15 protein-coding genes are annotated in these 25,117 nt (G+C 61.6%); 11 read left to right on the forward strand and 4 right to left on the reverse strand.

Annotated features, from left to right (window positions below; genetic code table 11):
• Positions 1-315 precede the first annotated feature (315 nt).
• The 6 genes from mgtA (at position 316) to ACM6HV_RS00575 (ending at position 9,987) form a co-directional block, all read left to right on the forward strand.
• Complete coding sequence (mgtA, locus tag ACM6HV_RS00550; protein WP_414902905.1) at positions 316-3,015, forward strand: magnesium-translocating P-type ATPase; 2,700 nt, start codon at positions 316-318, stop codon at positions 3,013-3,015.
• Positions 3,016-3,201: 186 nt separating this feature from the next.
• Positions 3,202-3,918 carry an MgtC/SapB family protein gene (locus ACM6HV_RS00555; RefSeq protein WP_095138705.1) on the forward strand — a complete coding sequence of 239 codons (717 nt, stop codon included), beginning with the start codon at positions 3,202-3,204 and terminating at the stop codon, positions 3,916-3,918.
• A gap of 343 nt (positions 3,919-4,261) precedes the next feature.
• Entirely contained in the window at positions 4,262-5,470 is a 1,209-nt protein-coding gene (locus ACM6HV_RS00560; RefSeq protein ID WP_414902907.1) for an EAL domain-containing protein, read from the forward strand.
• Positions 5,471-5,556: 86 nt separating this feature from the next.
• Positions 5,557-5,991: a chemotaxis protein CheY gene (locus ACM6HV_RS00565; protein ID WP_414902909.1), complete on the forward strand. Its 435-nt coding sequence runs from the start codon at positions 5,557-5,559 to the stop codon at positions 5,989-5,991.
• A 142-nt stretch (positions 5,992-6,133) separates the two neighbouring features.
• Positions 6,134-6,760, forward strand: coding sequence for a response regulator (locus ACM6HV_RS00570; RefSeq protein WP_414902911.1), 627 nt, complete (start codon positions 6,134-6,136; stop codon positions 6,758-6,760).
• A gap of 8 nt (positions 6,761-6,768) precedes the next feature.
• A complete protein-coding gene (locus ACM6HV_RS00575; RefSeq protein ID WP_414902913.1) occupies positions 6,769-9,987 on the forward strand; it encodes a transporter substrate-binding domain-containing protein in 3,219 nt (1,072 codons plus the stop codon).
• A gap of 4 nt (positions 9,988-9,991) precedes the next feature.
• On the opposite strand, the gene dkgB is transcribed toward ACM6HV_RS00575, so the two are convergent.
• The gene (dkgB, locus tag ACM6HV_RS00580) at positions 9,992-10,795 is read right to left on the reverse strand and encodes a 2,5-didehydrogluconate reductase DkgB (protein ID WP_414902915.1); all 804 of its coding nucleotides are present in this window, start codon (positions 10,793-10,795) and stop codon (positions 9,992-9,994) included.
• A 323-nt stretch (positions 10,796-11,118) separates the two neighbouring features.
• On the opposite strand from dkgB, the gene ACM6HV_RS00585 reads away from it, so the two are divergent.
• The 3 genes from ACM6HV_RS00585 (at position 11,119) to ACM6HV_RS00595 (ending at position 14,173) form a co-directional block, all read left to right on the forward strand.
• Positions 11,119-11,985, forward strand: a complete 867-nt coding sequence (locus ACM6HV_RS00585) for a pirin family protein (protein WP_414902917.1) — start codon at positions 11,119-11,121, stop codon at positions 11,983-11,985.
• 207 nt (positions 11,986-12,192) lie between these two features.
• Positions 12,193-13,635 (forward strand): mechanosensitive ion channel domain-containing protein, encoded by a 1,443-nt coding sequence (locus ACM6HV_RS00590; protein ID WP_414902919.1) that lies wholly within the window; start codon positions 12,193-12,195, stop codon positions 13,633-13,635.
• A gap of 97 nt (positions 13,636-13,732) precedes the next feature.
• Positions 13,733-14,173, forward strand: coding sequence for a carboxymuconolactone decarboxylase family protein (locus ACM6HV_RS00595; protein WP_047295168.1), 441 nt, complete (start codon positions 13,733-13,735; stop codon positions 14,171-14,173).
• Positions 14,174-14,281: 108 nt separating this feature from the next.
• On the opposite strand, the gene ACM6HV_RS00600 is transcribed toward ACM6HV_RS00595, so the two are convergent.
• A complete protein-coding gene (locus ACM6HV_RS00600) occupies positions 14,282-15,874 on the reverse strand; it encodes a DHA2 family efflux MFS transporter permease subunit (RefSeq protein ID WP_414902922.1) in 1,593 nt (530 codons plus the stop codon).
• The gene (locus ACM6HV_RS00605) at positions 15,871-16,992 is read right to left on the reverse strand and encodes an HlyD family secretion protein (RefSeq protein WP_414902924.1); all 1,122 of its coding nucleotides are present in this window, start codon (positions 16,990-16,992) and stop codon (positions 15,871-15,873) included. The genes ACM6HV_RS00600 and ACM6HV_RS00605 overlap by 4 nt, the downstream gene beginning before the upstream one ends.
• A 342-nt stretch (positions 16,993-17,334) precedes the next feature.
• Between ACM6HV_RS00605 and ACM6HV_RS00610 the strand changes: the two genes are divergently transcribed.
• Both ACM6HV_RS00610 and ACM6HV_RS00615 read left to right on the forward strand, forming a co-directional pair.
• Positions 17,335-19,062 (forward strand): ShlB/FhaC/HecB family hemolysin secretion/activation protein, encoded by a 1,728-nt coding sequence (locus ACM6HV_RS00610; protein WP_414902926.1) that lies wholly within the window; start codon positions 17,335-17,337, stop codon positions 19,060-19,062.
• Between the two features lie 113 nt (positions 19,063-19,175).
• Positions 19,176-23,645: a hemagglutinin repeat-containing protein gene (locus ACM6HV_RS00615; RefSeq protein WP_414902928.1), complete on the forward strand. Its 4,470-nt coding sequence runs from the start codon at positions 19,176-19,178 to the stop codon at positions 23,643-23,645.
• A 138-nt stretch (positions 23,646-23,783) separates the two neighbouring features.
• Here the strand turns inward: ACM6HV_RS00615 and nhaA are convergent, their stop codons facing one another.
• Positions 23,784-24,986, reverse strand: coding sequence for a Na+/H+ antiporter NhaA (gene nhaA / locus ACM6HV_RS00620; RefSeq protein ID WP_414902930.1), 1,203 nt, complete (start codon positions 24,984-24,986; stop codon positions 23,784-23,786).
• Between the last annotated feature and the right edge of the window lie 131 nt (positions 24,987-25,117).

Raw genomic sequence — 25,117 nt, forward strand, 5'->3', positions numbered from 1 at the left:
TCGAGTGACAGTTGTCGGCCGGTCTCGGTAACCGGCAGATTCTCGGCAAGATAACGCGCAGCCTTTCTCTGCCGTTGTCTCGCCGTAAAGCGAGCAGCGGCATCCCGATCATGGTCAGTTGAGGCCATGTCCCGACGTCCTTCTCATCGACACTGAAAGTATGTGATTTCGACCGTGTGGTCGTGATCGCAAACCTATCGACACGCCTGTCTTTTCTGACCGGCGCGCCAAGCCTTGCCGTGCCGGATTTTCCGGTGAACGAGGCATGGTCGTACCTGCTCGACGGTTTCCCGGCTGACCATAGGGGCAACAGCCATGAAACTTACGCTCAAGGAATTTTTCGCAGGCTTCCTGCGCACACGCCACATCGCCCGGCACTTCCGTCGTCTGGCGCTGCTGGAATCGATCAACGACACCACGGTCAGCCGTGAAGTCCCGCCCACTCTGGCCAACACCCTGGTCGATGCAGCCCATCGCGACAGTGGTGAACTGCTGTCTTCGCTGGGCACTCACACCGACGGCCTGACCGATTTTGAAGTCGACGCCCTGCGTGCGCAGTACGGCCTCAACGAAGTCGAGCACGAGCAGCCGCTGCCATGGTGGACCCACCTGTGGCACTGCTACAAAAACCCGTTCAACCTGCTGCTGACCCTGTTGGCGGTGATTTCGTGGTTGACCGAAGACCTGAAAGCCGCCACGGTGATTTTCTCCATGGTGGTGCTGTCGACGCTGCTGCGCTTCTGGCAGGAAAGCAAATCCAACCAGGCCGCCGACGCGCTCAAGGCGATGGTCAGCAACACCGCCACGGTGATGCGCCGCGACGAGCCACGCATCGAGCTGCCGATCAAGCAACTGGTCCCGGGCGACCTGATCGTGCTGTCGGCCGGCGACATGATTCCCGCTGACTGCCGGGTGCTCAGCGCCAAGGATCTGTTCGTCAGCCAGGCGGCGATGACCGGCGAATCGATGCCGGTGGAAAAGTTTGCCCGTCAGGCCGACCGCGACACGCGCAATCCGCTGGAGCTGGAGAACATTCTGTTCATGGGCACCAACGTGGTGTCCGGCACGGCGGTGGCGGTGATTCTCACCACGGGCAACAGCACCTATTTCGGCGCGTTGGCACAGCGTGTGGGCGCAACTGACCGCGCGGTGACCTCGTTCCAGCTGGGCGTGAACAAAGTCAGCTGGCTGCTGATCCGCTTCATGTTCGTCATGGCGCCGCTGGTGCTGTTCATCAACGGTTTCACCAAGGGCGACTGGACCGAAGCGCTGCTGTTCGCGCTGTCGATTGCCGTGGGCCTGACCCCGGAAATGCTGCCGATGATCGTCACCTCGACCCTGGCCAAAGGTGCGGTGTTCCTGTCGCGCAAAAAGGTCATCGTCAAGCGGCTGGATGCGATCCAGAACTTCGGCGCCATGGACGTGCTGTGCACCGACAAGACTGGCACCCTGACCCAGGACAAGATCTTCCTCGCGCGCAATGTCGATGTCTGGGGTGAAGACTCCGACGATGTGCTGGAAAAGGCCTACCTCAACAGCTACTACCAGACCGGGCTGAAAAACCTGCTCGACGTGGCGGTGCTGGAACACGTGGAAATCCATCGCGAACTGAAGGTTGGCACGGCATTTCGCAAGGTTGATGAGATCCCGTTCGACTTCAATCGTCGGCGCATGTCGGTGGTGGTCGAAGGGCGTGGTGAACCGCATCTGCTGATCTGCAAAGGCGCAGTGGAAGAAGTGTTGGCGGTGTGCACCCGTGTGCAGCACGGCGAAGTCGAAGAAGCCTTGAGCGATGAATTGCTGACCCGGATTCGTCAGGTCACCGCAGCATTCAACGCTGAAGGCTTGCGCGTGGTGGCGGTGGCTGCCCGTTCGATGCCGGAAGGTCGCGATACCTACAGCCTGGCGGATGAACAGGAACTGACGCTGATCGGTTACGTGGCGTTCCTTGATCCACCCAAGGAAAGCACTGCGCCGGCGCTCAAGGCGCTGGCCGAGCACGGCGTCGCGGTCAAAGTGCTGACCGGCGACAACGAACTGGTGACCGCGAAGATTTGCCGCGAAGTCGGCCTTGCGCAACAGGGTTTGCTGATGGGCAACGACATCGAGCGCATGAGCGATGCCGAACTGGCCGTGGCGGTAGAGAAAACCAACGTCTTCGCCAAGCTCACGCCGTCGCACAAGGAGCGCATCGTGCGCATCCTCAAAGGCAACGGCCATGTGGTCGGTTTCATGGGCGATGGCATCAACGATGCACCGGCGCTGCGTACCGCCGACATCGGTATTTCGGTGGACAGTGCGGTGGACATCGCCAAGGAAGCCGCCGACATCATCCTCCTGGAAAAGAGCCTGATGGTGCTGGAGGAGGGCGTGCTCGAAGGGCGTCGGACCTTCGCCAACATGCTCAAGTACATCAAGATGACCGCCAGCTCGAACTTCGGCAACGTGTTCTCGGTGCTGGTCGCCAGTGCGTTCATTCCGTTCCTGCCGATGTTGCCGATGCACCTGCTGGTACAGAACCTGCTCTACGACATTTCGCAGATCGCCATTCCGTTCGACAACGTCGATGACGAGATGCTGAAAAAGCCACAGCGCTGGCAGCCGGCGGATGTCGGTCGCTTCATGCTGTTCTTCGGGCCGATCAGTTCGATCTTTGACATCACCACGTTCGCCTTGATGTGGTACGTGTTCGATGCCAACACCCCGGATCACCAGACGCTGTTCCAGTCCGGCTGGTTCGTGGTGGGCTTGCTGACCCAGACGTTGATCGTGCACATGATCCGCACGCCGAAGATTCCGTTTCTGCAAAGCCGTGCAGCCATGCCGCTGCTGGTGATGACCGGGATCATCATGGCGGTCGGGATCTTCCTGCCGATGGGGCCGCTGGCCAACTACTTCAAACTGCAGGCACTGCCGTCGATGTATTTCGTGTTCCTGCCGATGATCCTGCTGGCGTACATGGCACTGACCCAGGCGGTGAAAGGTTTCTACATCCGCCGGTTCGGCTGGCAATAACAGCAGGCTGCAATCTTCACCTGCCACCCTGTAGGAGCTGCCGCAGGCTGCGATCTGTTGATTTTGTTTTTAAAAGACAAGATCAACAGATCGCAGCCTGCGGCAGCGCCTACAGGGATCGGGTAGTTCAAGTGAATTGGCAGCAAGCCCAACGAAGGGACTGTGGGCTATTCAAGGAGCTTCATCATGCAAGCCATCAACAACCTCAACCTCACCTCGCTGCTCGACACCCTCGTCAGCCTCAGCGCGGCGTTCATCCTCGGTGGCCTGATCGGGTTCGAGCGCCAGTACCGGCAACGCACCGCCGGTCTGCGCACCAACGTGCTGGTGGCGGTCGGCGCGGCGATTTTTGTCGACATGGCCAACCGTCTCGGCGGCGCTGAAGGCGCGGTGCGGGTGGTCGCGTACGTGGTTTCCGGCATCGGCTTTCTCGGCGCCGGCGTGATCATGCGCGAAGAAGGCAACGTGCGCGGCCTCAACACCGCCGCGACCCTGTGGACGTCAGCTGCCGTTGGCGCCTGCGCCGGTGCCGACCTGTTGGCCGAAGCGCTGCTCGGCACGCTGTTCATCCTCGCCGCCAACACGTTGCTGCGGCCGATCGTCAACAACATCAACCGCCAGCCACTGGACGTGGTCTCGGCGGAAGTCACCAACATCGTTTACGTGATCGCCCGGCGCTCGCAGCAGAAAGCCGTGTTCGCCCTGCTCGAAGCCGAGCTGGAACGCAGCAATTACCCGGCGAGCGATGTCGATGTACACGCCTTCGGTGCCGACGAAATCGAGATCGAAGCGACGCTGGCGACCACCTCGGTCGATGGTGATGAACTCGATGCACTGGTGGCGCGGATCTCGACGTCGGCGCTGGTGGTGCAGGCGTTCTGGAGTCCGAGCACCACCGAATAAGGCAACAATATCGGGCTGCCATTGGGCGTGGCTCTCGGCGATTACAATCGCCGCCTCTGTCATGAACATCGCCGCATCGGCCAATGCCTGTGCGGCACGTCGTCGGCTTTCAGGAGCTTTCCAGCTGTTTTCAGGACGTTTCCTACAGCGTTTCTGATGACTTCTGGTTAGCGTGCTCAGCACATTTTCTTACGCCGTCAAACTCTAAGTCCTACACGCTCTGCGACCCGGAATCGCCAGGGCCCAGGCTCCGTGCTGGAACATCTTGATGGTTAAGCAATTGCAGACGCTCCCTCGCGAGCTCCATTCTCATCCGTGCGTCACCCACAGCGAGCCGACCCTCATGCCCAACCTGCCGCTTCGTATCCTGGTGCTGGAAGACCACGCTTTTCAGCGCTCCGTGGCGGTGAACCTCCTGCAAAGGCTGGGTTGTCAGCAGGTGCTGGAGGCCAGCGATGGTGCGCAGGCGCTGGCGTTGCTCGATGAAGTCGGCGCGGTGGACATCGCCCTGTGCGACTTGCAGATGGAGGGCATGGACGGGCTGGCGTTTCTGCAACGGGTCGGCGCCTCGGGGCAGGTCAGGTCGGTGATCATCTGCAGTGCGCTGTCGGCGGACCTGCGGCGGGCGGTGCATCAGATGGTCGCGTTGCTTGGGCTGAATCTGCTCGGTGATGTCGGCAAACCGCTGCACGTTGAGGGACTGGCCGAATTACTCGACACATTCGTCAACCGGCAGATCAGCCCGCCGCAGCCGCTGCGCGCGATGACGCTGGCCAGTGAAACGGCGGTCCGCCATGCGCTGGCCAAGGGCCAATTACAGGCCTGGTATCAACCCAAGTTCGACCTGCAGAACGGCGAGGTTCGAGGCGTCGAAGTGCTGTGCCGCTGGCAGCACCCGACACGCGGGCTGATTTCGCCAGCGCTGTTCTTGCCGGTGCTCGAGCGTTGCGGTTTGCTCGACGAGATGCTGTTGGCGCAGATCGACCAGGCCTTGCACGTGCAGCGCAGCGCCCGGGCGCAAGGCTTTGTCCTGAACATGGCGTTCAACCTGCAAACTGTGCAACTGGCCAATGCGCAACTGACGTCGACCTTGAAAAGCCTGTTGGCCGAACATACAAGCAGCGGCTCGAGCCTGACCTTCGAGCTGACCGAAAGCGGCCTGCTCGAGGCACCCGCCACCAGCCTGGAGACACTGGTGCGGTTGCGGATGATGGGCTGTCGCTTGTCGATCGATGACTTCGGCGCCGGATTCTCTTCGTTGCAACGCCTGTGTCAGTTGCCCTTCAACGAGATCAAGCTCGACGCCGATTTCATTCGCAACCTTGCGCATGAACCCCGTTGTCGCGCGGCCATCAGCAGCACCCTGGCGTTGGGCGAAGCCTTGGGCATGAACGTGGTCATCGAAGGCATCGAAACCGCCGCGCAACGTCGTGAACTGCTGGCGCTGGGCTGCACGCAAGGGCAGGGCTACTGGTACGCACGGCCGATGGCCGGGGCCGATCTGTTGAATTGGCTGCAACGGCGCAACCACGGCAAAGGAACAGACGAATGAGCGGATTTTTAGGAAAGGTCCTACAGAGCTGTTCCGACGAGATGCGTAGTCTTGGCGCGCCATCTCCGAGCTTCGGGACATCGAGCATGATCAATAAAACCCTGCGCATCCTGATTGCCGATCCGCAGCATTTTCACCGAATGAAAATCGAGCGGCTGTTCAACCATCTCGAATACTTCCGCGTCGCTCCGGTGCAGAGTCTGCTGGAGTTGCTGACGCTGGTGGAATACGGCTGCGATCCCTTCGATGCCGTAGTCATCAATGCCGAACTGGCGGCCGGGTCGCTGGATCTGTCGGCCTTTTTCCTGAACAACCCGCATGTCCGTCATGTTCTGATCTACAACGAACCTTCGGCCCCGGTGCAGACCCCGGCAGGATTTGCTCAGGAGAACATGCAGATCAGCCATGTCGCACTGCCCGACCTGGCAGCGATCAAGCACCTGATGGATCGGGTTGAGGGCCCGCCGCAAAGCGCATCGAATGCCTGGAACCCGGCATCGGCCCTGCAGCGCCGGGCTTGAGCACGGTTTGGCGTTCGCTGCAACTGTCAGATCTGACAGGTAGATCCCGCAGGGTTCCCGTGTAACAGTCTTTGCACAGCAACGGCGTCCGCCACATCCGACGTCGTGGCGCCTTTGTCATGTGGTTGCACGGGGAGCCGTCATGAAGTCAGCGCTGATCGTCGACGATCATCCGGTGGTGCGCGCAGCCGTGAGACTCGTACTCCAAACCGAGCGATTCAAGGAGATTCACGAGGCCGCGAGCGCCAGCGAGGCCCTGGCGCTGAATCGTGAGCACAAGCCCAAGCTGGTGATACTCGACCTCAAGTTACCGGGGATCGGTGGCCTGGAGCTGCTGGAACGGCTGAAGGCCATCGACCCCAAATGCAAGGTGCTGATCTTCACCTCTCAGGACCCGCAGTATTATCAGGACCGCTGCTTGCGTGCCGGTGCCTTGGGCTTCGTGGCCAAAACCAACCAGTTGCTGCAATTGCACAAGGCAATTCAGGCGTTGATGTCAGGCTATTCCTACTTTGCGGCGCCGTCTGACAAGGACTATACGTCGACCCCTTTGCACCGCAGCGAAAAACAGATGATCGACGACCTGTCCAATCGTGAGCTGAATATCCTTGAGCAATTGGCCCAGGGCAAAGCCAACAAACTGATCGCCGAAGACATGCACCTGAGCCATAAAACCGTCAGCACCTACAAAACCCGTTTGATGAAAAAACTCGGGATCACCTCGACGGTGCACTTGCGCGAATTCGCCAAACGCAATCATTTGCTCTGAGTGACCTGATGAATCGGCAAGGCTGGTGCTGTGTCCTGTGGTTGAGCATCACGGCCACCTCTTGGGCCAGTGACCCGGCGCAGCACCTGCAACTGTTGCCCCAGGCCGAACTGGACAATGTCCATGTTGCGCTCGATGGGCGTGACCGTCAGTGGTTACGCCAGCATCCGGTCTTGCGCATGGGCATTTCCGGTGCGGACTATCCGCCGTTCGAAATCACCCGCAATCAACAAGAGTTGGAAGGGCTCACCGCCGATTACGCCGAGCTGCTGGCGCAACTGCTCGGGGTGCGCGTCGATGTGCAGCGTTTCGCCAACCGCGAGCAAGTCATGGCTGCGCTGAAACATGGCGAACTCGACCTGCTCGGCACCTCCAACAGCTTTGAACTCGCCGACCCTGATTTCGTCCTGTCGCGACCCTACGCCGACGATCAGCCGATGTTGGTGACCCGGTTTGACGAAACGTTGCCGGTGGATCTGGCAGGCAAACGCCTCGCCATGGTCGAGGATTATCTGCCACTGGCCAGTGTGCAGGCGTTCTATCCCGAGGCGCAGGTGCTGCGCTATCCCTCGGCGATGGACGCACTGGGGGCGGTGGCTTTCGGTGTCGATGATGGCTATCTCGGCGATCTGATCAGCGCCAATTACCTGATCAACACCAATTATCGCAATGACCTGCAATTGGCCGGGCCGTCCGGGCTGGATGCCAACGCCTTCGGTTTCGCCCTGCGGCTCAGTGAAGTACGCCTCAAACGCATCATCGACAAGGCACTGGTGGCGATTCCCATGGAGCGTCGTCAGCTTATCGAGCAGCGCTGGAGCGCAGGGCGCGCGCAGATGGCCGCACAGTCGCGGGTTCGTCTGAGTGCCAGCGAGCAAGACTGGTTGGCGCAGCACCCGGTGGTGCGGGTGGGGGTGATCGAAGACTTCGCGCCGCTGAGTTTTTTTGATGCCGAGGGGCGTTTCAGTGGTCTGTCGGCACAGCTGCTCAACCTGATCAGCCAGCGCACCGGTTTGCAATTCGACGTGGTTCGGGGGCGTTCGCTGGACCGCCAGATCGAACAGCTCAAGGCCGGTGAACTCGATGTGTTGCCGGTGGTGACGCCGAGCAGCGAGCGTGAAGCGGAGCTGCAGTTTACCCGCGCGTATCTGAACAACCCGTTTGTGCTGATCAGTGCGACAACGGCCGGCAGTCCGCGCAGCCTCGACGATTTACAGGACAAGCGCCTGGCTATTTATCGCGGGCATCCATTGCGCGACTACCTGGTGCGGCGCGTGCCACGAGTCCGACTGGTGGAGGTGCGCAGTCCCGCCGAGGGCATGGAACTGATCGTCAAGGACCAGGCCGATGCGACCGTCAGTTCACTGCTGGTGGCGCGCTTTCTGCTTGCCCGCCAGTACCGCGAGCGTTTGCGCATCACCAACACCGTCGGCGATCAACCGGCACGCATCGCATTGGCGACCGCACCGCAGGCCACGGCGCTGCACACAATGTTGAACAAGGCACTGCTGAGCATCGCGCCTCAGCAGATGGATGAGTTAGTCGAGCGTTGGAGCCATGATGTGGTGGTGGAGGAGAGCTATTGGGTGCGCCACCGCCGCGAGATTGTCCTCGGGTTTGCCGCCGCGGCGGTGTTGCTGGTGCTGGCGCTGGCCTGGATCGGTTTTCAGCGCTGGCAGTTACGTCAGCGTCAGCAATGGTTGCATCAGTTGCAGCAGGCCAAGGAGGCGGCTGACGATGCCAACCGCGCCAAGACGACTTTCCTGGCGACCATGAGCCATGAAATCCGCACGCCGATGAACGCGTTGATCGGCATGCTCGAACTGGCGCTCAAGCGTGCCGAGGAGGGTGTCACTGACCGGTTGGCGATTCAGGTTGCGTCGGGCGCCGGTCAGCAACTGCTCGCGCTGATTGGCGATATTCTCGATATTGCGCGCATCGAATCCGGGCAGTTGTCCCTCGCGCCGCAGCGGGCCAACCTGCGTGAACTGGTGGCTTCGGTGTGCCGGGTATTCGAAGGGCTGGCGCGACAAAAGTGCCTGTTATGGCACATCGAACTGGGGGCGGGCAGCGACGTTGACGTGTTGATTGATCCGGTGCGCTTCAAGCAAGTGCTGTCGAACCTGTTGAGCAATGCGATCAAGTTCACCGAGCAAGGCGAGGTCAGCGTGCGGCTGTCAGTGCACGCGATGCCGCTCGCAAGCGTGGGCGTGATGGTGGTGATCGAAGACAGTGGCATCGGCATCAGTGAGCATGACCGCCAGCGCCTGTTCAGCCCGTTTGCGCAGGCTGGCAACCCCGGGCAGTCCGCGCGCAGTGGCTCGGGGCTGGGCTTGGTGATCAGCCGTGAGCTCTGCGAAATGATGGGCGGTACGCTGCGCCTTGCCAGCGAGCCGGGACATGGAACACAGGTCGAGATCAGTCTGCAATTGCAATCGTTGGCCGCGCTTGCCACCGAGGCTGCAAGCACTGCGGTGGCGGACACGCCGGCGCGCTCACTGAGCGTGCTGGTGGTGGATGACCATCCGGTCAACCGGCTGCTGCTCTGTTGGCAGTTGAGTGAACTCGGCCACCGCACCGTCGATATCGAAGACGGTGAACAGGGGCTGCAACGCTGGCGGGCACAAGCGTTTGACGTGCTGATCACCGACTGCAACATGCCCCGGCGCAACGGCTACGAACTCGCGCGGGCCATCCGTGGCGAAGAGGCGGCGAGCGGCCGGGCACGGTGTCTGATTCTCGGCTTTACCGCCAATGCGCAGATCGAGGAAAAGGCGCGGTGTCTCGAGGCCGGTATGGATGATTGCCTGTTCAAACCGATCCGCCTGGCTGATCTGGCGCTGGCATTGCAGGGCACCAGGCACAGCGAAAATGCAGGCGAGCCAAAGCAGCCACTACCCTTGACCGAACTCGATCTGAGCGCGCTGGAGCAAATGGCCGGTGACGATCATGCGCTGATGCAGCGATTGCGAGAGCAAGTCTTGTGCAGTCTGCAGGACGACCTGCAACGGCTGGACATCGCATGCCGGCCCCTCAATCTGAGCGAATTGGGCACGCTGGCACATCACATCAAGGGCGGCGCGCAGATGGTCGGTGCCGCGCGAGTGGCGGCAGCCTGTGGGGATCTCGAGCACGCCTGCCGAGACGCCGAAATCCAAGTGGTCGAGCGCTCGGTCGAGGTGCTGCGCGAGGCCATGCTCAGTCTCGCGCAGCACCTTCAGACTTGAACGATCAGTCCCACTGCGGGGCAATGCCTTTCGGGCTGGTCAGACGCTGGCCACGCTCCAGCGTGGCGATCAACGCCATGTCGGCGTCGCTCAGGGTCAGCGCCGTAGCACCGAGGTTGCTCTGCAGATTGGCGCGTCGGGTCGACGATGGAATCACCGCGTAGCCCTGTTGCATTGCCCAGGCCAGAGTGACTTGCGCCGGGGTCGCTTGCAGGCGTGCGGCAATCTGCTGGATCAGCGGGTCCTTGAGCACTTCGCCATAGGCGAGGGTCATGTACGAGGTGATCTGGATGCCTTGGCTTTGCGCGAACTCGACCACTTTGCGGTTTTGCAGGTACGGGTGCAGTTCGATCTGGTTGGTGGCGATGTTTTCTGCGCCGACCGCTGCAATCGCCTGTTGCATCAGCTCGATGGTGAAGTTGGAAACGCCGATCTGCCGGGTCAGGCCCAGACGTTTGGCTTCGAGCAGCGCGCCCATGAACTCGGCGACCGGCACTTGATTTTCCGGCGACGGCCAGTGGATCAGCGTCAGGTCGAGGTAGTCGGTTTGCAGCTTGCGCAGGCTTTCCTTGAGGCTGTCGATCAAGCGATCCTTGGCGAAGTTGGCGATCCAGATCTTGCTGGTGATGAACAGCTCTTGGCGAGCAATGCCGCTGGCAGCGATGGCTTGACCGACCTCGGCTTCGTTCTCGTAGATCTGCGCGGTGTCGATGACGCGGTAACCGAGATCCAGCGCATTACGCACCGAATCGATCACCACCTGGCCTTGCAGGCGAAACGTACCCAGACCAAAAGCAGGAACAGACATTGATGACTCCAGGGTTGCAGTGAGAATGGGCGGGAGTATCCGCGTCTGAGTTCTTGAGAAAAACCGCTGGTGGGGCAAAGCACTGTTGAGCAGAAGTTACGAATCTTGCAGGCGCTGCGGCACGCTGCGATCTTTTGATTTTAAACAACAAGATCAAAAGATCGCAGCGTGCCGCAGCGCCTACAGGGGGTTCTGAATTGCTCGCGAAAAGTGCACTACTGTCCTGCAGATGGAACACTTAAGCTGATTTTTGCCGTCTAGTCCTCCGACCGTCATGGATTTAAGCTTAATCCATTGCGTTACCCACTTTTCTGGAGGCAACCATGAAAAACATCATCGGTATCTACACCAGCCCTCGCGGCCATTGGGTCGGCGATGGCTTCCCGGTGCGCACTCTGTTTTCCTACGACAACCTGGGCAAACACATCAGCCCATTCCTGCTGCTCGATCACGCAGGACCCGCGCAATTCACCCCGACCACCGAGCGCCGCGGTGTTGGCCAGCATCCGCATCGTGGTTTTGAAACCGTGACCATCGTCTACGACGGCGAGGTGCAGCACCGTGACTCCACCGGCAGCGGCGGCACCATCGGCCCGGGTGACGTGCAGTGGATGACCGCCGCGTCCGGGATCCTGCATGAAGAGTTTCACTCGGATGATTTCGCCAGAACCGGCGGCAAGCTGGAGATGGTGCAGCTGTGGGTCAACCTGCCGGCCAAGGACAAAATGGCCACGCCCGGCTACCAGACCATTCTCGACGGCGATATTCCGAATATCGCGCTGAAGGACGACGCCGGCAGCCTGCGGCTGATTGCCGGTGAGTTCGAAGGGTATACAGGCCCATCGCGCACGTTCACGCCGATCGACGTCTGGGACCTGCGGCTCAATGCCGGCAAGTTGCTGAGCCTGGATCTGCACGAAGGGCGCAACACTGCGCTGGTGCTGTTGAAAGGGTCGGTCAAGATAAACGGTGTGGAAACTGCGGGTGTCGGGCAGTTGGTGCTGTTCGAGCGCGACGGTCGTCAGTTGACCCTTGAGGCCAGTGAAGACGCGGTGGTGCTGCTGCTCAGCGGCGAGCCGATCGACGAACCGATTGTCGGCCATGGCCCGTTCGTGATGAACACCGAACAGGAAATTCATCAGGCATTCGCCGACTTCCAGTCCGGGCGTTTTGGCCAGATGCACGGGTAAATTTCACCCCTGTGGGAGCGGGCTTGCTCGCGAAAGCGCAGTGCCAGTCAATGCGTGTCTGACTGATCCACCGCCTTCGCGAGCAAGCCCGCTCCCCCATTGGTTTTTGGTGTTTTTGCGCGAGCGTTCTGCCTCTGAAATCAATTGCTCCTACACTGAGCCAATCTGTGCGATCTTCTCGCGATTGGCCCGTATCGGAGTGGTTTGATGCTGTCTTTCTTGACCGAACATCCGTTGTTTTGCGCGTTGATCCTGATCCTGCTCGATCTGGGCCTGTGGCGCCTGATCAGTTCCCGTGGCAGCGAGTGGAAGCTGTTGGTGCGGGTGCTGATTTTCAGCCTGTTCAGCGCGGTGCTGTTCAACGAAGGCCTCAACCCGATGGAGCCTGCGCCGTGGGCGGACAACGTGCCGTTGCATCTGGCGGCGACCGGGTTGCAGATCGGCTGGTGGCTGTTTGGCGCACGCACCCTGACCGTGCTGATCGGCGCGGTGATGATGCAGCGGGTCGGGCACACCGGGCGGCTGTTGCAGGATCTGCTCGGTGCGGTGATTTTCCTGATCGCCATTATCGCCGCACTGGCCTACGTGCTGGACTTGCCGGTCAAAGGCGTGCTGGCGACGTCCGGGGCCTTGGCGATCATTGTCGGTCTGGCGTTGCAGAGCACTCTCAGTGATGTGTTTTCCGGGATCGTGCTCAACACCACCAAGCCGTATCAAATCGATGACTGGATCTCCATCGACGGCACCGAAGGACGGGTCATCGACATCGATTGGCGCGCTACGCGTCTGCAGACCAGCCAGGGCAGCATGGCGGTGATTCCCAACTCGCTGGCGGCCAAGGCCAAGATCATCAACTTCAGCCGGCCGAGCAACATGTTCGGCCTGGCCGTCAGTGTCCAGGTCAGCCCGCATGCCCGGCCCAATACGGTGATCGATGCGCTGGAACGGGCGATGCAGGGTTGCCGCCCGCTGCTGGACAATCCCGCGCCGAGCGTTGCGCTGAAAAGCGCCAGCAGCACCGGTGTCGAATACGAAATCAGCGGCTTTGTGTCGTCGATGGACCAGAAGCGTCCGGTGCGCAATCAGCTGTTCGATCTGGCTTACCGGCATCTGCAGGCGTCCGGGGTCAATCTGTTGTCGAGTGTCGAGCCAATCGTTGCCGGCAACCTTTCGCGCCCGCGCGCGCTGCTCGACAGCTCACCGATTTTCTCCACCCTGCGCCAGGAAGAGAAAGACACCTTCAGCCAGAACATGACCTTGCAAACCTTTCGTGCCGGCGAGACGATTCTCGAAGCCGGGGAGGTCAGCGATCATTTGTTCATCATCGAATCCGGCGTGGTCAGCGTGACGTTGACCCGCCATGGCAGCCCGTTCGAATCCGGGCGCATGGGGCCGGGCGAAGTGATTGGCGAGGCCGGGATTCTGTCCGATTCGTCGGTGCCGGCGACCTTCGCAGCAAAAACCTTTTGCGCGCTGTATCGCATCGAGAAGACCTACCTGAAGCCGTGCCTGGATGCCCGCCACGACATCAACGAGGCGATGAAAGCCTTGCTCGATTATCGCCTGCACAAGGCCCAGACCCTGACCCAGGACGTGCCGACCGTGGTGGCGAAAACCGGCTTCCTGCACTGGTTGCGCAAGCGCGTGTGACGCGGTGGTCTACTCGTCTTCCGGGAGATTGGCTATTTGTCCGGGGCAGTGGCGGGACTACCTTAGTCACACATTCACTGGCCCCGGAAACTCAATCATGAAAGCTCGTACCGATTTCTACACCGCCTCCCCAGACGCCCTGAAAGCGATGATGGCCCTGGAAACCGCGGTCTCGAAACTGCCGCTGGAAAAGACCCTGATCGAGCTGGTCAAGCTGCGTGCATCGCAGATCAACGGCTGCGCATTCTGCATCGACATGCACACCGCTGACGCAATCAAGGGCGGTGAGACCCCGCGCCGGTTGTTCGCGGTGACCGCCTGGCGTGAAGCACCATTCTTCACTGAGCGTGAACGCGCCGCGCTGCTGTGGACCGAGTCGCTGACCCAGCTGAGCCTGACCCACGCCCCGGACGAAGACTACGACATTGTCGCGGCGCAATTCACGCCCAAGGAAATGGTCGACCTGAGCGTGGCGATCAACACCATCAACAGCTGGAACCGTCTGGCCGTAGGCTTCCGCAAAACCCCGCAGCTCTAAGCCGCAATACATAACCCTGTAGGAGCTGTCGAGTGAAACGAGGCTGCGATCTTTTAAAGACAAGATCAAAAAATCGCAGCCTGCGGCAGCTCCTACACGGGCGAGGCATCAATGCGCATCCGCACTCGGCGCGGCCGGTGGTTGTACCTTGCGCATCAAGGGCACCATCGCCGTGGCGATGATGAAGCACAGCATGATCATCAAGAAGGTATCGCCGTAGGTCTGGGTCTGCGCCTCGCGGTAGGTCAGCAGCCACAGTTGACGCAGGCCGGCGGTGGTCCCGACATCACCGCTCTGACCGAGCGTCGCCAGGTTGCCGCTGACCTGCGGCAACCACTGATTCAGCGCCTCATTGCTGCTGTTCAGATGCTCGGCCAGGCGGGTGAAGTGCAGGTTGGTGCGGTCATTGAGAATGGTCGCGCAGGCAGCAATGCCGATGGCTCCGCCCAGATTGCGCATCAGGTTGAACAGCCCCGAAGCGTGCTTCAAGCGTGCCGGTGCCAAGCCTCCCAAAGTCAATGTCACTGCCGGCGGCACCGCCAGTTGCTGGGCGATCCCGCGCAGCGCTTGCGGCAACATCAACTCAGCGGAACCCCAGTCGTGGGTGATCGGACTGAACTCCCACATCGACACCGCAAACAAGCCCAGCCCAAGCATCATGATCCAGCGCAAGTCCATGCGATTGGCGAGAAAGGCGTACAACGGAATCGCCATGATCTGGAACACCCCGGTGGAAAAAACCGCCAGACCAATGTCCAGCGCGCTGTAGCCTCGCACCCGGCCGAGAAACAGCGGCGTCAGGTAAATCGTCGCGAACAGACCAATCCCGGTGACGAAGGAAAAGAAGCAGCCGAGGGCGAAATTGCGATCCTTGAGTGCGCGCAGGTCGACGATCGGATTGGCCACGTGCAAGGTGCGCCCGATAAAGGCCAGACCCGCCAGACCGCTGATCCACGCCGTGGTCAGAATCGTTTGATCGCTGAACCAGTTCCAGCGCGGACCTTCTTCGAGGGTGTATTCCAGGCAACCGAGAAACAGCGCGAGAAACACCATGCTCAGGTAGTCCGCGCCCTTGAGCAGCGCCAGTTCCGGCTGGTCGATCTTCACCAGCATCGGCACGGCCACCGCGACGAAAATCCCCGGCACCAGGTTGATGTAGAACAACCAGTGCCATGAGGAAATGTCGGTAATCCAGCCACCGATTACCGGACCCAGGGTCGGCGCCAGTGATGCCACGGCGCCGATGGTTGCGGCGGCGATCACCCGTTGTTTGCCGGTGAAGAAAAAGAACGCGGTGGTGAACACCAGCGGAATCATCGAGCCGCCAAGAAAACCTTGCAGCGCCCGAAAGGCGATCATGCTCTGGATGTTCCAGGCCACGCCGCAAAGCAGACTGGCCAGGGTGAAGCCGACCGCCGAGGCGCAGAACAGCCAGCGTGTGGAGAACACCCGCGACAGCCAGCCTGATAGCGGGATCACGATGATTTCGGCGATCAGATAACTGGTCTGCACCCACGCGGTTTCATCGGTGCCGGCCGAGAGTCCGCCGCCGATGTCACGCAGAGAGGCCGAGACGATCTGGATGTCCAGCAGCGCGATGAACATGCCGATGCACATCGTGGCGAAGGCGAACACTTTGGTCGCGGTGGCCATGTCGGCGGCGTTGAGCGGTTGCGCCGGGGCGGTGAGGGTGGTGCTCATGGTGCGACGGCCACGGCGCTGGATTCAGCGGGCGCGCGGGTGTCGACTTCAGCGGTGACCGACAGCCCTGGCCGCAGATGCCCGAGCACGCCGTCGGCCGGATCGAGCAGAATTCGCACCGGCACCCGCTGGACGATTTTGGTGAAGTTGCCGGTGGCGTTCTCTGGCGGCAACACGCTGAATTGCGAGCCGGTGGCGGGGGCGAGGCTGTCGAGGCGGCCGTGGAATTCCTGGCCGGAAAGCACGTCGGCGCGGATGCTCACCCGTTGCCCGGGTTTCATCCGCGCCAGTTGGTCCTCCTTGAAATTGGCATCCACCCACAGACCGCTGGCCGGTACCACCGATAACTGTTGCGACCCGGCCTGGGCATAGGCGCCGACCCGTGCGCGACGATTGCCGATCACGCCATCAACCGGCGCGCGCAGTTCGGTGTAGCCGAGGTTCAACTGCGCCAGATCACGCTCGGCCCGGGCTTGTTGCAGGGCGGCGCGGGCCTGTTGTTTCTGGGTGTCGATCACCGCCAGTTGGCGCTGCGCGGCGAGCAGTTCGGCCTGGGCGCGGGCACTCAGGGCCTGGGCGGTCTTGAAGCTGGCGTCGGCGCGTTGGGCGCTTTCCACCGACACGGCATTGCTGCTGACCAGGCGTTTGTAGCGCGCGTTGTCATCCCGCGAGCGGGCGGTTTCAGCACCGGCGGCATCGATGCCGGCGCGGGCCTGGCCGATCACCGCTTGCTGCAGTTGCTCAGTGGCGTCGAGGTTGGCCAGCAGCGCCTCTTCGGCGGCTACTGCGCCTTCGGCTTTGGCGAGGTTGGCGCGATAGTCGCGCGCATCAAGTCGGATCAACACATCGCCGGCTTTCACCGACTGGTTGTCGCTGACCAGCACTTCTTCGATGTAGCCGGCGACCTTTGGCCCGATCACCGTGACGTCACCACCAATGTAGGCATCGTCGGTCTCCTCGAGAAAACGCCCGGTGCTCCACCAATGACTGGCGTACACGCCGACCACGACCAGCGCGATCAGGCCAGAGCCGGTCAGCAGCAGGCGCTTGCGCAATGGCGGTTTGGCGGGGGTGACCGGGGATGACAGGCCGGGCTCGAGGGTGGACATGGCGGTCATGGCGTAATACCTGCGGGTACGAGTAGTTATTACGGCTGTAATATGACGCAAGTAATATTTTGTGGCAATTATGTTTTTGTGCCGATCGTCAGTTGCTTACCCGGCCTCGGGGTTTGGAGCGGTTTCGATAAATAACAGCCCCGGTAATGCGGGGCAGGTCTTGGAGAACTCGATGAGAGTCCTCGGGGAAACCCTGATGGCCTAGCGTTGAACGCAGAAAAATCAAATGTTTAAGAAATGTAAGCGCTGTAGGAAGCATCTTGCATTTGTGTAGGAAGGCTCTGACTATCACTCGCATTGATGAAGTGGCATTACGCCATTTCATGCTTGCAAGGATGTTGCGTGCCGTATTTGCTTCGCGCTGTTTCTCGTCGTCGCTTCACGCTTTGCCCGCTGTTGTCGGCCTTTGTGTTGAGTGTGTGTGCCTCCTCGATTCAAGCGGCTGACCCTGTTGCGCCGGGCCAGGAAGTGCTGCGCCAGCAGCAACAGCAACAACGCGATTTGCAACAACTGCAGCTTGAGCAACGCAAGCGCCAACTGGAGCGCGGTGCGTTCAGTGCTGCGCCCGCCACCCCCGCGCTCCCGCAAACTGTCGCTGCCGATGAACGCTGCTGGCCACTGAGCGGCACGCGCATCGGCGGCGTTACGCTGCTCGACAGCGACAAGCTCAACACGCGGATCAAACCGCTGCTGGCGCCGTGCATGGGCGTCGGCCAGATCAATCATTTGCTGGCGACCATCACCGCGATCTATGTCGAGCAGGGCTACATCGCCAGCCGCCCGTACCTGTTGAGCGCGCCGGCGGCGGGGCAGTCGCTGGACATCATGATCGACGAGGGCTACATCGAGTCCATCGAACTGGCCGATCAAAGCCTGCCCGTTTCGCTGGGTGGCGCGTTCCCGCACATGCTCGGCCAGCCGCTGAACCTGCGCGATCTGGAGCAGGGCCTGGATCAACTGAACCGCTTGCGCTCGATTGACCTGACCGCCGACATCGCCCCCGGCAGCCAGCCCGGCGCGTCGCGAATCATCCTGCGCTCGCGCACGGCGGGGCAGTCGCGCTGGGCGTTGGGGCTGGGCATGGACAACCTCGGCAGCGCCAGCACCGGGCGGGATCGCAACAGCGTCAGCCTGAGCGTCGACAGCCCGTTGCAACTTAACGACCTGCTGAGCCTCAGCGCCAGCGACACGTTGAATCAGGGCGACCGCTACAGTCGCAACGCCAGCCTGTATTACGCGATTCCCTACGGCTACTGGACCTACAGTGCATTCGCCAGCCACGCCGAATATCGCGCGCCGTTCAAACTGCCCAGCGCGACCCTGTACAGCACCGGCATCACCGATCAACTGAGCCTGCGCGCCGACCGCGTGTTGTGGCGCGACCAGAGCCGCCAGCTCAGCGCTAACCTGCAACTGGCGCACAAGGACGTCGACAGCTATCTGGAGAACGTTCGCCTGGGCATTCAGAGCCCGACCCTGACCGTGGCCGAAGCCGGGCTCAATCTGTTCTGGCTCGACCGTGCGGTGTGGAACCTCGACTTCACCTACTCGCAAGGCCTGCGCTGGCTGGGCGCCGATGACGACGCCAATCACGCGGTCAACAACCTGCCCAAAGCGCAATTTCACAAGTACCGCGCCGGCCTCAGCCAATGGCGCAACGGCCAGTTCGGCGCGCAAGCGTGGCAGTGGCAGAGCCAGCTCAATCTGCAATACAGCCCCGACCCGTTGCCGGCCATCGAACAGTTGCTCGGCACCGACGATTCGGCAGTGCGCGGCTATCGGGTCAACAGCGCATCCGCTGCCAGCGGCGCGATCTGGCGCAACACCTTGCGTCTGCCCCTGCGCAACGACTGGCCGCTGCAGATCACCCCGCGCGTGGCGCTGGACAACGGCTGGCTCAAGGCCGACCACGGTGCCCAGAGCCAACGCCTGAGCGGCGCCAGCGTCGGGCTGAATCTTGGCTGGAAGAATCTGCAAGTGGACGTCGATTACCAGCGCGCCCTCAACACCCCCAACGGATTGCAGCACGAGCCAGAGACCTGGCTGATGCGCGTGGGGTTGCAGATATGAGCACCACCGAGACTCATCAAGCAGTGAACAAACAGCCGTCGGATCTGAGCGCGACAGCCACGGCCAATACTCAATCGCGCGCCGTGATGCCGTACTTACATGGAGACGTTTTTATGCCAGCACACACCTTTGCATTTCATCTTTCTCCTCGGGGCAAACTGCGCTGGGCGATCGCCAGCCTGTTCTTCGCCGTGCACCTGCCGACCGCTCTCGCCGGCGGTGTGGTGGTCGCACCCGGCCCCGGCGGCACCGCGCAATTGCAGACCCAGGGCGGCGTGCCCATCGTCAATATCGTCGCGCCCAACGGCTCGGGCCTGTCGCACAACCAGTTCCTCGACTACAACGTCGACCGTCAGGGCCTGGTGCTGAACAACGCTTTGCAGGCCGGGCAATCGCAGCTCGCCGGGCAACTGGCGGCCAACCCGCAACTGCAGGGGCAGGCGGCGAGCGTGATCCTCAACGAGGTGATCAGCCGTAACCCTTCGGCGATCAATGGCGCCCAGGAAATCTTCGGCCGCGCCGCCGATTACGTGCTGGCCAACCCCAACGGCATTTCGGTGAACGGCGGCAGTTTCATCAACACGCCGAACGCCAATCTCGTGGTCGGTCGTCCGGAATTGAACGACGGCAAACTGCAAGCGCTGAACACCCGCGACGCCAGCGGTCAGTTGCAGATTCAGAGTGGCGGCCTGCGTAATGCCGAGGGTTCGGTCAATCTGATTGCCCCGCGTATCGACAGCCAGGGCCGCATCGACGCCCGCGATCAACTGAACCTCACGGTCGGACGCAATCAGGTCGATTACGCCAGCGGGCAGGTGAAAACCGTGGACCCGGCGGGCAACACCACCGATCAACGCATCGACGCCAGCCTGTTCGGTGCGATGCAGGCCGGGCGCATCAACATCGTCAGCACCGCCGAAGGCGCGGGCGTGCGTGTGGGCGCGGTACAAGTGGCCGGGCGTGACGGCGTGCAGATCCGTTCGGCTGGCGACCTCGGCGTCAGCGGTGAGGCGACCCCCAACAGCCTCGACGTGACCCGTGCCGGCATTCGCAGCAGTCAGGGCGATGTCGGCCTGCACAGCGGCAACGACCTGACATTGGCCGCCACCGACGTCAGTGGTCGCGATGTCAGCGTCAACGCCAAGCGCAACCTGACCTTGAGCACCGTCGAAAGCCGCAAGCTTCAGGAAAAGCGCGAAAACTGGAGCAACAGCACCATCGGCATCACTTGGGAAACCTACGACCGCACCCAGACCGACAGTGAAACTCGCCAGCACGGCAGCCAGATCGTCGCCAGCCGCGATGCGAAATTGTCTTCCGGCAAAGACACCGAACTCAAAGCCGCCAAGGTTGAAGCGGCGAAAAATCTCGATGTGCACAGCGGCGGTGATCTGCGCCTGACTGCGGCCACCGAAAGCCACACTCAGACCGATCAGGGCAACCATCGCAAGCATTTGTGGAAGGCTGACTGGAACAGCAGCAGCGAAGAGCAGCGCAGCCTCGGCAGCCAGTTGCAGGGTGGCAATATCGCGCTGCAAACCGCCGCGTTGTTGCGTTCCGAAGGCGCCGAACTGAACAGCGCCGGCGATGTGAAACTGGCGGGCAAGCAAGTGGACGTCACCACCGCCACGCGCACCAGTCGCAGTAATAACAACAGCTACTCAGGCGACCTGGTTGGCGGCGGATTTTTCGGCAAGACCGGTGATGCCGACAAGGGCCAGACCCGGCATCAGGGCAGCAAAATCAATGCGGCCGGCAAACTGATCGTCAAGGCTGACGACGTGCGCATCAGCGGCAGCCAGGTCCGTGGCGGCACCGAGGCCAGCGTGATCAGCGATCAGGGTTCGCTGGTGATCGACGGCGTGCAGGACTCCTCGCACAGCAACAATCACGACAAGGACAGCAAGTTCTTCGGCATCAGCAAGGACGAATCGCGGCAGAACGCCAGGGACAGCACCACGGTGCGCAGCGAGCTGGTCTCCGACAGCAACCTCAAGCTCAAAAGCGCCAAGGACATCGAGGTGGCCGGTTCCACGATCAAGGCCGGTGGCGCGCTGACGGCGGACGCTGCCGGTGATGTGAACGTGCATTCCACGCAGAACAGCCACGACAGCAGTTCGACCACCGAGACCCGTGGCTTCGATGCCTACGCCAAAGAGCAAACGCCGGAGCAATACCGCGCCGGGGTGCACTACGAAGACAAGCAGCAGACCGTTACCCGCAACGACGTCAATCAGCAAGGTTCGAGCCTCAGCGGCGGCAGCGTGCAAGTGAAGGCCGGCGGCGATCTGACGATCAAGGGCGGTGAAGTCAGATCCACCGCCGGCGACACCACGCTGGGCGGCAAAAATGTGTCGTTACTGGCCGAACAGGACAGCCACAAAACGTCGACCGACACCTCCAGCACCGGCGTTGGTTTCTACTACACCGGTGGCCTCGACCGCGCCGGCAGTGGTGTCGATTTTGCCCACAGCACCACGCAAGACAGCAGCAGCAAAACCACCGCGCAAACCACCAACGTGCAGAGCAGCGGCGGCTTGACCCTCAACGCCGACAAGCTGGTGACCGAAGGCGCGCAGGTCAAGGCTGGCAACGGTCTGAACGTCGCGGCCAACGAGATCGACAACCGCGCTGCAAGCAACACCGAAAGCAGCAGCCACAACCAGAGCAAGTGGTCGGCGGACATCGGCGCCAATGTCGAGTACAAGGACATCGCCCGCCCGATTGCCGGTGCGGTCAAGGAAGTGCTCAACGGCAAGGTGCCGGACAAGGAAGGCCTGAGCAATCTTGGCCAGCCGAACGTCGGTCTCGACGTGGCGATCGGTCACGGCAGCGCCGAGAAGACCGAGCAGAGCAGCAACGCGGTCGTCAGTCGTTTCGATGGCGGCAGTGTCGAAGTGAAAAGCGCCGGCACCCTGCGTGACCAGGGCACTCAGTACAGCGCGAGCAACGGCAAGGTCAACATCAACGCCGACACACTGGTTGCCGATGCCGCGAGCAACACTCACAGCAGCACCGATAATTCAGTTGATGCCAAGGTCGACGTGCGCGTTTACACCAAGACCGGCGAAGACGTGAACGTCGCCGGCAGCGGTGCGGGCGGCAACAGCTACAGCAGCAAGGACAGCAGCACGGCGGTGGTCGGCGGGTATGCCGGCAATCAGGGCGTGAACATCAACGTTGGCGCAGATGCGCAGTTCGCTGGCAGCCGTTTTGACGGCGGGCAGGGCGGGGTGAACATCAAGACCGGCGGCGATCTGGCGCTGAATCAGGCCAATGATCGCCAGAGCAGCAGCGACTCCAGCCTGCGTGGCAACGGCTCGCTGACGGTCGGCACCTTGCCGGGCACCGACGGCACCAACGTCGACCTCGGCGCAGGCTTCCAGCTCGATCATACCGGCAAGCAGACCACTGACACTCAGGCTCATGTGGCGAGCATCAGCGGCAACGGCTCGGTGCAACTGAGCAGCGGCGGCAATCAGGTTCAGCAAGGCACGAAGATCGACAGCGCCGGCGCTATCGATCTGCACGCTGACGGCAAGCTTGATCTGCAAGCGGCCGTTGATACCCACACCGCGACCGGCAGCAATCTCGGCGGCGGTTTGAAGGGCGGCGGCAGCAAATCCAGCAGCGAGAAGAGTCGCGATCAGGGCGCTAATCTGAGCGGCAACTTCAACATCGGTCGGGTCAACGAACACTCGCAAACCCTGACCGGTGGTCAGCTCAACAGCCAGAGTAACGTCGTGTTGAGCGGTGATGCGGTGCACCTGCAAGGCACGCAAGTCAGCGCGCCGAACGTCAGCATCAATGCGCAGAAGGGCGGTTTGGTTCAGGAGTCGGCGCAATCCACCGAGACGCGCAACAACTGGAACGTCGCGCTGAATGCCGGCGGCAACCTGAGCAGCAAGACCCCGACCGCCGCCGATGAAAAGGCCAGTGGCGACCACGGCTTCAACGCCGGGGCCAAGGTCGGCGTCGATTACCTGCAAGGCACCACCCAGCAGAACAGCCAGATCAAGGGTGACAGCGTGGTCCTCAACAGCGCAGGCGATGCACAACTGTCGGGCGCACGGATCGACGCGAACACTGTCAGTGGCAAGGTTGCCGGTGACCTGACCGCCGACAGCCGTCAGGACTCGAAGACGCAAGCCAGGGTCGATGTCGATCTGGGCCTTGCCGCGAAGAAGAACCCGCCGAGTGACAAGGAAAAACTCGCCGGCACCGACTACAAACCAACGCTGAAAGCGCAGGGCGAATACGCGCACAAGGACAGCGTGGCGCAGGCGTCCGGCATCGGTGGCAATCAGGGTGTGAACCTTGCGGTGGGCGGTGCGACACAGTTGACCGGCGCGCGGATTTCATCGGCTGAAGGCAAGGTGGATCTGGGCGGTTCGAAAGTGGGTAGCAGCGACTTGGTCAATCGTGAATACGGCGTGAAAGCCGGGCTGGACCTGCCGCAGAAAGCCGAGGAGAACGCACCGAAGGTGTCGTTCGATAACGGCAACCTGAAAGTCGGTCCGGTGACCCTGAGTGGCAATCTGGACAGCCAGACCCTGCAGGCCGGGATCGACGAAAAAGGCTGAGCAGCACCGCTGTAAAAACTGTGGGAGCGAGCCTGCTCGCGATAGCGTCAGTTCAGTCAGCGAAGCTGTTGACTGAACCGGTGCCTTCGCGAGCAGGCTCGCTCCCACATTGTTTTTTGTTTCGATGAGACCTTGAGGTCAGTTCGAAGCCTTCGCTTTACCCGCATTCATCAGCACAACCACCGCCAGCAGCGCCGACAGGATCGAACCCAGCAACACACCGACCTTCACCGAATCGACCAGATGCGGCGCGCCCGGAAAGGCCAGTGCGCCAATGAACAGGCTCATGGTGAAACCGATCCCGCAGAGCAAGGCGACGCCGTACAGTTGCAGCCAGCTCGCGCCTTGCGGCAGTTGCGCCAGACCACTGCGAATCGCCAGGGCGCCGAGGCCGAGGATGCCGATCTGCTTGCCGAACAACAGCCCCAGCGCCACGCCCAGCGGCACCGGCTCAAGCAGGTTGCTCGGAGAAATGCCGGTCAACGACACGCCCGCGTTGGCGAAGCCGAAGATCGGCACCACGGCGAACGCCACCCACGGATGCATTTTTTCTTCGAGGTAGAGCAGCGGCGAGTTGTGCTCGTCTTCCGGGTTACCCAGCGGAATGCACAACGCCAGAATTACCCCGGCGAGGGTCGCGTGAATCCCCGATTGCAGCATGAAGAACCACAACAGGGCGCCGGCGATCAGGTACGGCCACAGCTTTCTGACGCCGCAGCGGTTGAGGATCACCAGCAGCGCAATCACCGCCAACGACGCCAGCAGCATGCTCACCGACAGCCCGCTGGTGTAGAAAATCGCGATGATCACCACTGCACCCAGATCATCAAGAATGGCCAGTGCGGACAGGAAGATTTTCAGCGACACGGGCACCCGTTTGCCCAGCAGCGACAGCACGCCCAGGGCAAAAGCAATGTCGGTGGCAGCGGGGATCGCCCAACCGCTCAGGGTCTGTGGATTGCCCCAATTGATCGCAACGTAGATCAAGGCCGGGACCAGCATCCCGCCCAGTGCGGCAAAGCCCGGCAGCGCGCGCTGCCCCCAGGTCGACAACTGACCGGCGAGCATTTCGCGCTTGATCTCCAGGCCCACCAGCATGAAGAAGATCGCCATCAGGCCATCGTTCACCCAATGTTCGATCGACAGACCAGCGACTTTGATGTGCAGGGTCGAGAAGTAGGTGGCCGCCCAAGGCGAGTTGGCGACCAGCAGCGCGGCGAGGGCGGCGGCCATCAGGATCAGGCCACCGGCGGACTCGGCAGCGAAGAATCGGGTGAGAAAGGCCAAAGCAGACGGCGACTGCTGACGGGCAGCCTGCAGGCGTGACGGATCGTGGCTCATAGGCACAGCAACTCCGCGCGGCGGCCCGACCTGCGCTGAATTAAACCTGCCCTGCCGCGTTGTTGCGGTGGCACCCGGGCGGCATTTTACACAATAGGTGGGGGAAGGCGCGGTTTTACTGACGATTACCC

Origin of the sequence: Pseudomonas sp. IT-P260, assembly GCF_949768395.1 — a bacterium.
Taxonomy (GTDB): Bacteria; Pseudomonadota; Gammaproteobacteria; order Pseudomonadales; family Pseudomonadaceae; genus Aquipseudomonas; species Aquipseudomonas parakoreensis.